The sequence below is a fragment of the Emticicia aquatilis genome (assembly GCF_014644295.1).
Lineage (GTDB): Bacteria > Bacteroidota > Bacteroidia > Cytophagales > Spirosomataceae > Emticicia > Emticicia aquatilis.
Genome location: NZ_BMKK01000001.1, coordinates 843,976 through 860,345, shown reverse-complemented (window position 1 = coordinate 860,345; position 16,370 = coordinate 843,976). Strand labels below are relative to the sequence as shown.

Here is a 16,370-nt window from a genome sequence, read left to right as displayed (position 1 = left end):
AGCTTAGTTAATTTAGTCTATGTTCAATTTTATTCTTCTAAAACCAATAATATCACCTTTTCCATCAGGTAATGAATAAGCTGTTATTGTAAAAGTTACTAAACCTATTTTTTGTTTCGCAGCACCTAATGCAGGATATTTAAAAGCAGGGATACCATCTACACCAGCACTAATTGAAGGCCAATTGTTTAGGATTTTCCTGCTCCAATGGAGAGAGTTGTCCACAATCATGACCAAACTTCCTACCCCTTCATTTGGCAGAACACTTAAAACTAAAACATCTCCATTCGATGCTGAACTATATGTTTCTGTATCTGATAAAGTTTTTGTAGTAATCAGAGAACCATTATTTGTTACATTCATTGTCACACTAAAAGTTCTATTTGCCAGAGTTTTTTCTGCATAATTATAATTATAACTTTTACGAATATTACCATCTAAGTCTTTTACTGCTCTTACTCTACCTATTTCATCAAATTCAGTTGTGGTAAATGAGTTATCTGGGGCTGTTATTTTTGAAGTTCCAAACAATGGAATGTGTTCAAATTTTGTAGAACGTGATAATGTAGTACCAAATGCGGTAATAACTTCCGAGGGTAAAAAACTTTGCCCACTTATTCCATAAATAATTTTAGTTTCTGGAGCGTCAGTAGCATTAAACCTTATTGGTAATCCATAATCTGAATATTCACTAAAAGTTGATTTTAAAACATAATTGCTATTTTTTGTAATAGTGCCAGCATTTACTGTGACAGGCGTAAAAGAAGTGGAAGATGTAGATAATTCCAATTGAAATGTTTTAGATGGAAGTCCTACAAGCGACTCTACACTGTTAAACTCTATATAACTCCCTCCAATTACTCTTGTATTGCGTTTTGTATAACTTTCAATTGGGACAATTATTTTTCTTTCCTGCAACCTCTTTATACCTAATAGGTCATTACCAGTGGCTGAAGTTGTGTTAAAATCATAACTGTAACTAATATTCTGTTCTATTTCCTCAGTTACAGCACTACTTGGTGTTGGTTTATGAGTTGTAGTTGTCTTGGTAATTTGTGCATGATTAGAACTACCATATACATAAGATGTTGTAGTCTCATTTGGGTTTAAACCACTTTGGTCATAGCTTTTATTAATAACATTATTTAAAACAATCTTACCTACCGGTACCTTAAATTTATCAATACTATAATTACTTCTATCTTCTATTCTTGTTCCTAATAATCCATCAAGGATTTGAACTAAAATGTTAAATGGAGTAAGCTCTTTTAAAGGGCTAAAAAATGCTGAATTATTCCCTGTAGCATTCATTATACTTGAAACCGTTCCAAGCTGAGAAACTGCATTACCTGCAAAAGCAAGTCCTGTTCCAATTACAACTCGACCAATAATTTTACCTGCACTTCTATTATCTCTAAACTTTACATCATAAGGAGGGGCAATCGCTGCTGCGTTTATTGGTATGAAACCAAGAGGACCGTTCGTGTTATAGTCTGTAACATTATAGTTATATAATGTTTCTTGTAATGGATTAGTAAGGCCGTTTTTATATATTCTTACCGCTTTTAGTGTCCCACGTGTTAAATCAAACTTTGGATAGCGGTACCCCAAATAGTAGTAAGCATCAAAGCATTTTCCTACAACAGATGAGTTATCCACATCAAAACTCATCTGGCCATTTTGCAGAATCATGTATGGTGGTTGTTCATTATTATTATATTCATATTCTGTATAGCCATTGCTTATCTCATTGCCATTCTCAATTTTTATATCTTCAACCTTCACTCTTCTATACATCACTGGCAAGCCATTGACATATTGAGACTGAATTAATGCATATTGAGATGCAGAATAATATTCTCTATCAGGAACCCATTTTGTACCATCAGGATTTGTAAATGATATTCCTGTTACGTTTGTACCCGCTGCTACTTTATTCATTCGACAATAAGTATAGTTAGGCCAAACAGACAAAAAACCAGATGATTCACTGGGGTTGTCTTTTTTAGCGTATGTATATCTTGTGATATATGTTGCATTGGTTACTGGGTCATATGTATTTACTTGATTCACCCTTATTCCTCCTACCTTTTTTAGGCCTATTTTTACAGGTTGAGCGTTTACTATTTGTTTTTCAGTAAAATAATTATCACAATCATGCAATCCATAACTATATTCAATATAGCCGCCTGATGGAAGATTCATTCTCAATAATGTCCCAAGTGTTTTGTACTCTTCTTTTGCTTCCATATCTCTAAACTTATTTTGGCAACTAAGAGAATTGGTATTTTCGACCATATTTGATACATTTCTCGGATATCCTATTGTTAACAATACCCCGTCATTGGTCGAGGCATTTATAGTTCCATTGAAATATCCCCAATGGTCTCTTCTTAAGTCTAATTTTGATGGCAAATTTCTTGGGTCATATATAAATGTATATCCAGGTTGAAGTTCACCTGAAGTTGGGTCGCCGTTTGTTCGTTGAATTTTAAGCTGATATATTCCTTTTAATCTCAATCTTTTTGGTTTTTCTGGCGTAAAAAGAACAGTATTTTTTCCATCATCATTTTGAGTAAAATAATCGTAATCGAAGTAAAATGCTATTGAATTAGTGTTTGCACTCTCTTTATCATAGACTATTATGTGTTTTAAGGCTTCAGAAGTTGGTATTTGTGTCAAAGGGTCTGTTGCAGGGTAATTTCCCGCTGGAATGTTATGACTGGTATATATTTCAATATTTGCGGGAATATTAGGATTATTATTTACGCCACTAATATCTTCTCTATTTGTATTTGCTAAACTACCATCAATATAGTCAGGAATGATGGTTTTGATATTTGATACTTTTCCTTCTAATGCTTTAACTGTAGTGGAATTAAATTCAACTTTAAATTGACCACTTTCTATTGATTGCAATTCACTCTTCAGTATTATTGGAGAGTTTTCATAAGCTAATATTGTAGCGGCTGGTGGAGAACATGTATTGTCTGAATAATCTTCAGTAAAAGCCAGTGCTGGTAATACCATAGCTCTACGAGCATAAGTAAAAGTTATCTGCTGATATTTATCTGTTCCTGTCAATGCTCCTTTAGGTCTTACTATTCGGCTCAAATTCCAAGCATTTACCGCTAATATGTCTTCTCTTGCATTTTTTTCAACGTCATTATTATAACTCGCTGTTGCTTGACGTGTAGCTGATAAGTAATTGGAGTTTTTATAGGTATTATATGTGAAAGCATATTCTCTCTGATTTTCAGTTTCACCAAAATAGTAAACTGTTCCATCAGCAAGTGTTACCTTAAATGAGATGTAGTATTTTTTACCTTGAGCATTGAGAGAGCCCCACCCATAAATCCAAGTATCAAGATTTGTGGGAAAATCAATATTAGGAACACCTGAGGCTGCTGTATTTTCGGTAAACTCAATAGTCATATCCTGATTTTGTGATACCAAAACGACATTTGTTCCATTTTTTGCGATACCACTATTGGTTAAGTAGAATTGTGCATTGATACCAGAAACATTGATTGTAAATAAGTCCGGCTCTAAATCTCGAAAATAAAAAAAACGATTATCAGTTGTTAAACCATCAACATCGGGAAACCCCTCCGTTTTATAGCCACCAAACCGATTACCAGGTGCCGCATCAGCAAAATTTCTCACCGTTTCATCTGCTTTATCTCGTTTAACTCTGGTTATTTTGCCACCTGCTATTAAATTCCAATTAAGGCCGACTTCTGAAGCTTGGGCATCTACTCTTACTCCACTTGCATCATAGGCAAGTGAAATGGGTACAGTTAAATTACCTTCTTTTAGTGTGTAGATAGGAACTGAAATATTTGCGTTTCCATACGGATTTTGTGCATTGGAAATATAGTTACCTAAATAAAAAACAATAATTAATGTAACATTGCGAAGTTTTAAATAAAAGGTCTTCATTATTTATTTTGTTGTGTTTTGTTTATACTTATTCTTGTAAAATTATTCATACTTCCCAAATCTCATAGAAATACCAACTCCGAACCATGTTTTTATTCTGCCATCATAAGTAGAATTAAGCCCACCATAAATGCCGAATTGGTCGTTGAGGTAGCGTTTGTACATAAGATGTACGATTGCCTTGACTGGCCCTTTTTCTGAGCCATATTTAAACTTTCCGACGGAGGCACCTACGCTAAAATCTGCACTATCGAATAACTCTTTGAGGTAATAGCTACCTCGAAGCCCTACAAAGGTATAGGTATTGTAGCCATCTCCTCCTGCCCAAAGCGATACACCAGCACCGATATTGTTTATGGGGCTATACTCTACTGATAACGGTACAGCAAAGTTGCTTCGCCCAAAGTTTAACCCAAGATTGGCTACAACATTACCCTTTTGGAATTGTTGGGCATTTACATTTCTTACTAAAATAGTAAATAGTAGAATTAATGTTTTCTTCATTTATTATTTTTCGTTTTTTTAAAATACAGTTTTTATCTTTTTTTTTCACTTCTAATTTACAAATTCTGCATCTACTTTATTACCTTGATAAATAATCATACAATACTCGAAGTTTTCCTTCTGAATAATCTCCTTTATTTTCACCCCAAAAATCTACTTCAACTAAATAATCTTTAATTATTTCCTCAATCTCACTATCTTTTATATTTTCATCTCCCAAATAAAGAACGTACTCATCCTCATTCTTAAAAAGACCAAAGTGTTTAGAAGTGTTTCGCTCTAATGTTTTACCGAAATATATGACTAAAATTGGGTAAACTTTTGAAAAATAAACATCACTATAAGTAAACTCGCTAATTTTTTCGTTTATCGTAGATAAACTTTTGATTGAAAAATCAATATCATTCTTATCAATTTTCAAGATTTTGCACATTTTTTCTTTCAATACTTCTGTATTGTAATAATATATATTTAAAGCACTATCATCAATTTTTATTTTAAGGTTTTCATTATCATTTGTATAATAACTTTCAGTTAATCCTAAGTCAAGTTTATTATTTTCAAAATCATTTAAATTTATTGAGAAAGATTTTGCCTCTACTCCACTCTTACAAATAAAGTAGAGTAGTTTGTCGTCAACAAAAACATCATGAAAAATAAAGATTTCATCAGAACTATATTTGAGCTTCTCTCTTCTTATTTCATTTATTTGATTGTTGGTAAGTCTTTCAATACTTATTCGTTCTTCATTAAATGTTATAAAATATTGAGTATTTTCCATAGAGTACCAATTTGAACAAATTGAATTAATTAATAAAAAAATAGGTATTAACATATGATTATAACTTTAAAATATTTACATCTCTTAGATTGGTAAAATCGATATAAGGGTTAGACGGTCTATTCCCCTTTCGCAGATTTCGAAACATTTGACTTGTTTTTCCAAAAAAAGTTGCTCTTGGCATTGGTAATGGAGATAGTTGAACAATTGTACCATTTATAAGAACAGGAAATTGCTGATGTAAATTAACACCATATTGTCCAGCCAAATCTCGTAACTGAGTAGGTGTTTGACCAAAAATTTCGTTAACAATATTAAAAGGGTCGATATCAGTATCATATGGTGTTACCAATACAAAATGGGCAACACCATATCCTGCTGCATTATTTCTACTTAATACTTCAAACATTGCTTCTAATTGTTTGGGATTATTGTAACAACAATCTCCATCAATATATCCTTTTGCAGGTGCTTTAGCTTCAATAAAAATGTTATCAACAAAAGACTTTACTTCTCCCGTTTCTAAGTTTACTCCTTCCTTTGATAATACAACATCAGGCCTAACCTTAGCCTGTCTAATTTTAGATTGAAATTCTTTTTGTTTACCAAGGTCTTTATAAGCTTCTTTTACAATTTTATCCCAGAAATTCCCTATTCCCTCGGCTGTTGTAATACCTTTTTCTTTTGCGATTTTTTGCAATAAATCATATGTCAATGGTTGAGTATGTGGTGGCAGGTCTTGATTAGACTCTGTTCTTTTCCACTCATCTCCAACACTTTTTAACATTTCGCTTCCTGCTGAAAAGGCATTTATAGTGTTCAAAACTTCTCCTAATCCCTCTATTTTATTAGCAATTAACCCTACAATAATACCTGTAAGACCTCCTCCACCTCCAGAACTTGATGAAGCATATGGAAAAAGTCCACTCGGGTCATTAAACATGACAGGATTATTAAAACCAAACTGAAAAGGGTTGATGCTTGATGTCATTGCTGCCAATGGGTCAACAGCTTTAAAACGCCCAATTTGTGGGTCAAATAATCTGAAATCAGTTTCGTATTCAGCAATACCTTCGGGGCTTAGGCTTTTCTCTGCTCCTCCATTAAACTGAAACCAATCATCAGGTGTCCCTGTTTTCTCTATCCCTTGTAGGTTTATACCCCAAGGGTCATAGTGGTTTTCTTGGGTAACAATTGGTCCAAGTAAGCCAATAATATTATTATTGGCATCCCGCTTCGGGTCTCCACATCTAAATGCCATACGTAGGTTGCCCAAATGGTCGGTTATTTGGTATTCGTATCGCCAATCAGTATTTGAGCTTCCAGCTACAGGCAATAGTGCACGTCCTTCGGGGGTTGGTACAAACTCTATCACGGCATTGGTATAAACCAAACCTGCTACATACTCTATTTTCTTAGTATCATGATTTTCTTTGCGTATTTTACTGCCAGAGCCTGTGTAAGTATAACGTACATTGGTAGTAACACCACTTACTACAAAGGTCATACTTTCTACCAAATTGAGAGCATTATAACTTATGGCCGTTATCTTTTTATTTGCATCTTTGGTTAGATTTCCTGCCCAGTCATAAGTATAATCTGAACCTGTGCCTATAGTTGCAGTACCAGTAAAACCGTTTCTAAACCAAGGTTTTGTCGCATCGCTTAGTCCCCCTGTTCCTTCATTTACCGAAGCAAGCAAGTCATTATTAGTTGCATATAAATAGCTGAGGTTATCTTGTACTACACCATTAATGGTACGTCTGAGTGAAGTAATATTGCCATTTTTGTCATAGTTAAGGTTATCTATATCATATTTCTCCCCTGCAAAGCCACCTGTATAAATGGCAGTTTTTAGGCGGTTTATTCCATCATAAGTATAGGTGTATTTACGTACAGGAGGTGTTTGGGCAGCTGTGGCATCTAACTGTGGTAATGTTCCCCACTCTTGAGATTTTATTGTACCATCAAAATCATAGTCGAGTTTCATTCCAAAGAATTTCTTTTCATTAAATAGGGTTGCTGGGTCATTAATAGATTTAAGCCACCCATGAATATCGGTATCAAAGACAACTTTTTGTATGTCACAGCCCAAAGTTTTTTCTCGCAATTCACCTATTTCATTATAAGCATATCTACCCACAGGTTCTTTCTTTCCACCATTTATCTGTTGGCAAACCGTTTTTACACGACTACCTAAATCGTAGGTTTGAGATACTAATACTTGAGTAGTTGTTATTTGAGTGGATGTTCCTGTACGAAATTTGGTTTCGGTAAAAGTTTTCTCAACTCTTCCAACAAAGTCAAACTGACTTGAAGCAATATCTTCAGTAGCAGTATTGGTATGATTAGTTGCACGAGTTTGTATAGCACGACCAAACTTGTCATAGTAATAGATTGTCAAAGGAACATTGTTGTTTACTGCGGCTGAGCCAGTTGGGAGTAAAACAGCCTCTTGCGTACCTGTGAGTTTTCCTATAACATTTGTTTTTTGAGCTGCTAATGTTAATTGAGTAACAGCAAGGGTTGTAGTTTTTCCTGTAAATACCGAGTTGGTGTAGCCATCGTAATAGTTGTAGGTATATGCTAAGGTTGTTCCAACAGTGGTAGAACCGTCTACAACATTTGTGCTTATAGCACCAGTAGCATTAAACCCTGCACTTGTAGGAAATGCTGCATTACCATATTTTGCAGTAACAAAAGTAGTATTAACTAAGGTTTGTAGTTTGGTTCGGTTATTATAAACTGCATTTGATGCGGAACTTATAGTAAATAACCCAGTAGAAACGACCCTTCCAAGCTCATCATACTTTGTATATAGCCACTGTCTTTTGGGCTTGTGCATACCATTACGGTATAGCACAACTTGGTCAATGTTGTTATAGACATATTCTTCTTCGCCTTGAATTGAAATAGAGGTAGCATCATTGGTTGAAGCGGTACTTGCAACTTTTTTTGTAATGATTCGTCCACGTGCATCATATTCGTACCAATAAATCAAATCTTTGTAAGAAGCATTTGTTTTAGGATTTATATTTGTAGCAACACTGGCTAAATTATCAGCAGCTCTTGGAGGGAAAATTAAACGCACTCTACCAAAATCATCAAAAGCAGTGTATGTTATCAATACCTCTGCACCATTATAAACCTTCTTGCAAACAGTTTGCCCGAGAACATCAGTGAAAGTTTCAACTCGTCTGTTTAATTCATCTTTTGTTTCAACAATCATCAATTCATTGACGGCATAATTAGCAACTTTCCAAGGGTTTGTGGCATTGGCATAATCAAAAGTAACTTTCTTTATATTCCCATCGGTTGCTGTATTATGTCTATAATCAGCTTTTACAGTTTTAGCAGTGGCTTGGTCTCCAATTTGCCAAGATGAGCCTACATTACCCTGTTGCAATAATTTTTGAATGGGAGATTCCTCTAATTTAACCTCAGCATAAGCCACGCCATCTGTTTTTAAGCTACTATAAAAAGTTGACTGTTCAGAGGTAGCGTAATTAGCAGGAGTCAAAGCATTTGGTCTATATGCACCATTATTTGCCGTTTGTGTGGTAGCATAAGGTAAGAAGGTTTTTGTGATACGCCCCAAAGCATCGTATTGATATGGTTGTACCATATCCTTACCTAATGGACTTGTTCCATTACTGATTGCTTGAAGAGGTCGTCCTAAGCCATCTAAATAGCTAATAGTTTGAGAAATTTCAAAATTACCCGTTGGTATAGTAGTTGTTGGCTTTAAATAATAATTCTCAACAACATTGTGATAGTTTTTATATGAAATATTCGGATTTGCTGTTGGGTTATTAGTGATGTTTGTTGGCTGGTCACAAACTGTGCAGTTACAAAATGGGTCACTAATAGAAACATCAACCGTTGCCGTTGAAGGCAGACAAACACCATCGTTTACAGTAACAGTATAAACTCCTCCCATGTTGAGTTGAGCATTTAAAATTGTTGGGCTGGCAACAGCACTCACAAAATTATTTGGTCCTGCCCAAGAATAAGTATAAGTTCCTACAGGTGTTACTGTTGATGAAAAATTAATTGTTTCTCCCACTTTCTTTGGGCCATCACTGGTGGCAGTTAAGTTAGTGATGGGGGCTTTGGTTGTTATGCTTACGATATTAGAAAATATGCTTAAACATCCTTCAAATGAAACACATTTTGCACTATAATTACCAGCTGAGGAAACTAATAATTGGTTACCAGTAAAACCCGTTGACCATATTACATCTCCAACACAATTAGTAGCTTGTAGAGTAGTAGTAGTGCCTTCGCAAATCGTTGTTAAGTTATTGATTGCCGAAACTACAGGCGGAGTGGGTTGCACAAAAGTGTTAATCCCAAGTGCATTTGTAGTCACTGTCGAACAAGTACCTTGACAAGATGCTTCGTATGAGGTTGATGAATTTATGACAAATGTAGTTGAATTTGTTGTAGTAGTCGTAACAGCATTTGTTACAAGATTTTTCCAAGAAATTGTTCCTGTGCAACCATAAACAAATAGTTCTACTGGTGTACCTGGGCAAACATCTGACAATATAGAAACCATTGAAGGGTTAGTATTAGTCAATATCCCTATTGTAATTGTGGCAATTGAATTGACCGAAGTACAGCCATCAACAGTACATTGTGCTGAGTAGGTTGTAGGAGAAGTTGGTGCAACAGAAACAGATGGCCCAGATGCTAAAATACCACCGCCGCTCCATGAAATAATACCTGTACATCCTGTAGCGTTCAAAATAGTTGACTCTCCAACACATACATTTGCTTTTTGAGAAGCTAATGTAGGGCGTGCAGGAATAGGTGTCAAAGTAATCGTTTTTGCTACTGATTTCACACTTTCACCACATTGATTTGAGCAAGTTGTTTGATAATTGGTTGTTGCTGTTGGAGTAAAGGTACGCACAGCCGTTGAACCCGCAACTAAAGTTCCATTAATGTACCATTTGAGTGTACCATTACAACCCGCCGCAGTTAAGGTTACATTATCGCCACTTCCTACACAAATATTATTTTTATCTGATGTTAGACTTGGAGCTAATGGAACTGTTATTACAGTAACTTGCTGAACATTTGATGTAGTAGAAATACAGCCTTCTAATTTACATACAGCAGTGTAATTTGTTGAGGTTGAGGGATAAACATTAATTGAATTTCCAATTTGATTAGTTGACCATTCTACTGTACCAACACAACCTGTTGCTGTGAGAGTGGCTGATGGTGGATTTATGTCACTGTAGCAAATAGTAGAAATATTTGCTGATATTACTGGAGGGCTTAATGGAGCAACACTAATAGTTATTGGCAAACTAAATGCACTTTCTCCACAAGAATTGACACATTTGGCAGAGTAGGACGTTTCTGTTGTTAGTGTTACTGTTTGGCTTATTCCGATTGCACCGTTAGACCAACTTACGTTACCTGTACAGCCTGATGCAGTTATAGCTGTACTTCCGCCAGGACATACGTTTATTTTAGAAGCTGACAAAGTTGGAATTGTTGGCAACGGTAGAATAGTAAGTGTAGCTATATTTGAAGTAGGAGATTGGCAATTGCCAATTTTGCAGACTGCTGTGTAAGTTGTTGTCGCTGCTGGTGTGTTAACCGCAATGATATTTCCAATTGAGGCATTAGACCAAATAATTTGTCCATCAATACAACCTGTTGCTCTCAGAACTGTTCCTCCGCCATTATTTACACATAACGTTGCTTGGTCAATAGTAATTGCTGGTGGAAGAGGATTCGCAATAGTTAAAATAGTTCCATTAATACCTGTATTACAATCATTAACTGTACATTTAGCATAGTAATATTTATATTGAACTTCGATTCCATTAGGTAAATTTATAATTGGTGTCGTATAAGTATTCCCGCCAACTTGTACAGGAGTATCAAGTCCTTGGTCGCTACTATACCATTCTAAAAGTCCATTAGAACAGTTTGTAATTGTAATTACGGCATTCTGTCCTGAACAAATTGTCTGTGGCTCAGTAAATGCAGGTGTATCTGGTGTTCCCTCAACTGTTACAGTGATTGGGTTACTCAATGCACTTTCACACCCATCATTTATACACCTCACTTTATAAATTGTTGAATTTGTTGGATAATCATAAAATTCTGTGTTTGAAGACGTAAAAGCCCCTTGCTTTAGATTTCCATTCAAATGATACTGCTGAATATATAAGCCACCGCTTGAACAGCCAGATATAGTAAATAAAACACTTCTATCATTACAAAAATCAGTTTGAGTTTTATTTGAAGTTAGAACGGGAGGATTAGAAATACCGCAAACCTGAATTAATATTGCATTTGAAGGCTGGGATAAGCAGCCATTTTTAGAGCACTTTGCGGTATAGGTTGTAGTAACTGAAGGTCTAACCCATCGAGTAGTGAAACCTACATCCCCATCTGACCAATATATTGTTCCATCAGTACACCCTGTTGCATCCAATCTTACGGGATGGAGTCCTCCAATTGAATAATATTGGTTATCAGATACAATTGTTGGGGAAGATGGAGCTGATACGTTTGGGTCAACAGTTATTGTTACGGGGTCAGACCAAGGGTTATTACAGTTTGGGGAAACACATTTGACTTGATAAGACGTTGTAACTGTTGGAGAAACGGATATTGACTGTCCAACCATTCCGTTTGACCATTCGAAAGTTCCTCCACAATTTTCATTGGCTTTTAAAGTTGTTGCACCACCAGCACATTGGACACTTGGGGTGTTAACAGTTAGCTTTAAATTATCAAAAGGATTGACTCGTATCCAATTATAAGAATATCTTGTAATTGTATTACATGTGTTTTCACACCCTATTCGAGTTGCAATATAGTAGTAATCACTAAAAGAAGGGTTCGGAGGAGATAAGTTACTCAAAGAAGGTACAACTACTGTATTAGAATAACTACTGATGTAAGTCGTTTTATCATTTTGTAATCCATATGTCCTGATTAGTATTTCCTTTAAACTACCCTCCTTACATCCACTAATATTAAGTAATAAATTTTCTCCACACCTTAATGGTGTTTCGGAACTTGGTGATGGCAGTGATGTGATAGAAAAAAGTGGGCAATTAGATGATAGTGGTGGTGGTGGTGCATTCACAGCATCTACTATAAATGATTGAGAAAAGTCGGAGCTACAATCTCCTTCTACACAGATGGCTCTATACTCTCCATAGGTGACGTTTCTCAACGTATTATTGCCTTCGACGAAGCCATAATATATAGTATTTAGCCAGAAATAATTATCAAGGCCGTCTTTGCGAAACCAATTAATTGTTCCACTACAGTTATTGCCTACTATTGTATAAACTGGAATATTAGGGCCACCTTCATTTATAATTTGAAGGATTGGCGGTGTAACGCTATTACATTTTACAAATACTTTATATTCAATAAAATCTTTACTTAAACATGTACCAAATTTACAATAGAGTTTGTATGTAGTTGAAATAGTAGGTTGAACATTGATAGTCGGAGAAGTATCTCCTGTAGACCAAACTAATTGTCCTTCAGTACAACTAAACCCAGATGAACTAAGGGTGATTAAATCATTAGGAGAAGTTATAAAACTTGTTATAGCGTTACCACTATCAACATAGGGACTCCCAATTGTGGCCAGATTACAATCAGTTGTAAGGGTAATCGTTTGTGGAAGAGATGCGTTTGATGTACACCCATTTTCGGTACAAGTCGCGGTATAAGTTGTTGTTTGCGTAGGGTATGTTGAAATGTAAGCCCCTTCGGTACCATCCGACCAAACCACGGTACCATTACATTGATAAGCACTCAAAGTAACATTTTGACCGTTTAAAAAAAATTTAGGGTAAACGGAAATTTCTGGAGGATTAACGCCACAATTATCCATTACTGAATGTTCACTTTTTGAAACGACTAAAGACTCACTATTTGAAATGTTACCATCTACAAAAATTTCAAATTCTTTTTTCTTAACAAAAATAGTATTAGCATCTGAACCAATAGGCCCTTTCAAAACCATAAAAGTAGCTATTGAGTCTGGACGAAAGAAAACACCTCTAATCTTAAAGTCTTGGTACGGTTTTTCTTCACTCAAATGGACGTCTATAAAGTCGGTGTAATTTCCACTAATTTGCTGAAATCCCTTTGGAAATACAACCTTTAAAGAGAAATCATTACAATCCTCATCACGCCACATTAATGGCAGTTGTTCAACAAAGGATACTCGGACTATCATATCTATAGGCTCACCCACCCGTGCATCTTTTCTATTAGTTATAAACTCGTACCGAATGCAATCAACCAAATTTGTGATAATTTTAGCATCCTCTACCCACTTCACAGTTGGTACTTCTTTATACTTTTCGATAATAACCTTTGTTTTTGGAGTGGTATAATCAGCCGAGTCATTAGTAAAGAGTGTAGTTTTACTAATGACAGGAAAAAAAAAGTCTTGGTTTTTAGGTTTTATGGAAGAACCCTTTGACTTTGTTGGATTTGCCCAAAAGTTATTAGTAGACTTAGTTGCTAAAACATGAAAAGAATAAGAAAGTGTACATAATACAAGTAAGCAAAAGCGGATGTTTTTGTAGATTTTTTTCATTAAGTTTGAGGATAGGTATGGTTTGTGGATACCAAAATATTTTGCCATAGTTACTAATTATTTTTAATCAAGTCAAGTCAAATTTTATTTTTTTTCTTAAAACCATTTTTTTTTAAATCTAAACTCTACTAATTTTGATGATAAGTGAAATTGATATTTCTCTCCGAGTTATCTGATTTAATTAAATTTTTATCTTCACAATGAACAGAAAACTAATTCTTACTATCTTCTACTTGTCCTTTTGTATTTTAAATTGTTTTGCATCACATATTATTGGTGCCGACTTAAGTTTGGTTCGCACAGGTAAGTCTAATCCGAATTATAAAGCAGTTCTTCACATGTACATCGATGAACATAAACAAGGAATTACAGAAAATAACCCATTAGAGATAGTGCTTTTATATAGAAAAAGAGATAATAAATTGATGATGCAAATTGATTTACAGCAAGAAACCCCGAAGCATTTATCGTTTAAAAACAAAACCTGTGCTGATTTTTTTGACATACATCTTTTTGCTAAGAAAATGTCAAAAGAAATTTTTCTCGACCCAAATCTGTATGATGACGATGGAGGTTATTATTTAATTTTTGATAGGTGTTGTCGTTCACCATTAATTACAAATATTGACAATGTTGGTTTAGCCTCCACCGCTTTATTATTAGAATTCCCTTCACTAAAAAAATACCCAAATTATTCTTCTCCCGAATTTACAGTACCTAATGGAGAATATCTATGTAAAGGCAAACCATTTCAAATGACGATGGATGTTACAGATGCTGAAGGAGACGAAATAAAATATAAAATCGTAGAACCATTGAGTGGCTATACTGGAAATGGTAATTCTTTTTTTGTAAATTTTACTCCTCAAACTACATACTATCCTGTCAAATGGGCTGCTGGTTATGGATTAAATAACCAATTACCAGGGAACCCCTCTCTTAGTATTGATTCTAAAGGCACTATAAGCCTTACACCCACAGAAACTGGTTTCTTTAACTTTGCAATTTTAGTTGAAGAATTTAAAAACGGGATTAAGGTCGGAAGTAATATTCGTGATTATGCACTACCAGTATTAAATTGTCCAAATACCACAGCACCATCTAAACCAATTATAACCTACCAAGGTAATCCAATAAATCAAACTATTGAAATTTGTGCAGGGCAAACTATTAAATTAGAAACATCAGACGACCCAACATGGGTATTTCAATGGAAAAATAATTTAGATAATATTTTAGATGCAGCATTAAACAATATTTCAGTAAAAGATTCTGGAACTTATAGGGTTGTTAAATCATTTAAAAGTACTTGTGCTGAAGAATCAGAGTCAGAACCAGTAAAAGTTAAAATTATAGATTTAAATTCAAAAGTTAAAATTATCGCTGATAGGTTGGAAGCTTGCGAAGGTGAAAAAATTCTACTAAAATTGGAGAATGTAAGCCAAACTGCTGATTGGTATTTAGGTTCAGGATTCATCAAAAAAGATAAATCTCTTATTGCTGATAAATCTGGTGATTATTCAGCAAAAGTGGTATCTACGAATCCTACTTGTCCTACTGTTAAGGATAATATTTTATTGAAAATTTACCCTAAACCTACAATTTCCATCCCTAATGTTTTGGGCTACCAGATTTGTATTGGAGATAATTTAGATTTAAAAACGATTGAGAGTCCAAATTATACTTATCAATGGTTAAAAAATACAGTCCCTATAAGTGGTGCAACTGATTCAAAATTGAACGTATATGAATTTGGTAATTACACTGTAAAAGTTAAAAATACTACAGGTAATTGCGAAGTAGAATCAGAAGAATTTAAAGTTACACTAAAGACATCATGTGGGAGTATTTCTTTTGGCTCAACTGATAACATCTATTTACCTAATACTTTTTCGCCCAATAATGATGGTAAAAATGATGATTGGCAAGTTTACAATCTTGACAAATACCCTGATGCAGAAATATTCGTTTATAACCGCTGGGGAGACCCCATTTTTTACTCTAAAGGAAACACTATTAAATGGGATGGAAAATATAAAAATGAACTTGTACCAGTAGGGATATATATATATATACTTGATTTAAAAACGGTTGGATTCTCTCCTATTGAAGGAAAATTAACTGTACTTTATTAATTTTTTTGATTCTGCCCACCTGGGCCAGCTATGGCAGCCAAAGCCCGAGCGAGATAGGACCACCAACCAGAACCACTGGGCGGCCAAGCAAGGCACGGAGCAGAAACACCCGCCAGCCCGCCGAGCAGACGACCATCACGCCCGAAAAGGACACGAGCCAAGAAACCAAGGCAGGACGAGGAAGCAAAAGGCCAGCCACTGCAAAGAGAAAAGCTGAAGAGGTGACACGCTGGGCAGCAACCCACTGAACACCTGGCACCAAAGCAGCCGCAGCAACAAAAGGACGAGTGGCCGCAGAACCAGCCCAAGCAACAACTGGACAACCAAGCCCCGACAAACGGAACGAAAGAGCGAAGGAACAACCGAAGAACATGATGAGAAAAGGAGAAATGGCGGAACCGCCGCC

At 35.2% G+C, this 16,370-nt stretch carries 6 protein-coding genes; 1 reads left to right on the top strand and 5 read right to left on the bottom strand.

The window, feature by feature from the left end; translation table 11 throughout:
• Positions 1 to 12 precede the first annotated feature (12 nt).
• From IEX65_RS03735 to IEX65_RS03720, 4 genes are all read right to left on the bottom strand, one after another.
• Positions 13 to 3,942, bottom strand: coding sequence for a hypothetical protein (locus tag IEX65_RS03735; RefSeq protein ID WP_188764668.1), 3,930 nt, complete (start codon positions 3,940 to 3,942; stop codon positions 13 to 15).
• A 42-nt stretch (positions 3,943 to 3,984) separates the two neighbouring features.
• Complete coding sequence (locus tag IEX65_RS03730) at positions 3,985 to 4,446, bottom strand: hypothetical protein (protein WP_188764667.1); 462 nt, start codon at positions 4,444 to 4,446, stop codon at positions 3,985 to 3,987.
• A 79-nt stretch (positions 4,447 to 4,525) separates the two neighbouring features.
• Positions 4,526 to 5,227: a hypothetical protein gene (locus tag IEX65_RS03725; RefSeq protein WP_188764666.1), complete on the bottom strand. Its 702-nt coding sequence runs from the start codon at positions 5,225 to 5,227 to the stop codon at positions 4,526 to 4,528.
• Between the two features lie 58 nt (positions 5,228 to 5,285).
• Positions 5,286 to 13,829, bottom strand: a complete 8,544-nt coding sequence (locus IEX65_RS03720; RefSeq protein ID WP_188764665.1) for a DUF6443 domain-containing protein — start codon at positions 13,827 to 13,829, stop codon at positions 5,286 to 5,288.
• Positions 13,830 to 14,029: 200 nt separating this feature from the next.
• On the opposite strand from IEX65_RS03720, the gene IEX65_RS03715 reads away from it, so the two are divergent.
• Entirely contained in the window at positions 14,030 to 15,964 is a 1,935-nt protein-coding gene (locus IEX65_RS03715) for a T9SS type B sorting domain-containing protein (protein WP_188764664.1), read from the top strand.
• On the opposite strand, the gene IEX65_RS03710 is transcribed toward IEX65_RS03715, so the two are convergent.
• Positions 15,961 to 16,125, bottom strand: a complete 165-nt coding sequence (locus tag IEX65_RS03710) for a hypothetical protein (protein ID WP_188764663.1) — start codon at positions 16,123 to 16,125, stop codon at positions 15,961 to 15,963. The two genes, IEX65_RS03715 and IEX65_RS03710, sit on opposite strands and share 4 nt — an antisense overlap.
• Between the last annotated feature and the right edge of the window lie 245 nt (positions 16,126 to 16,370).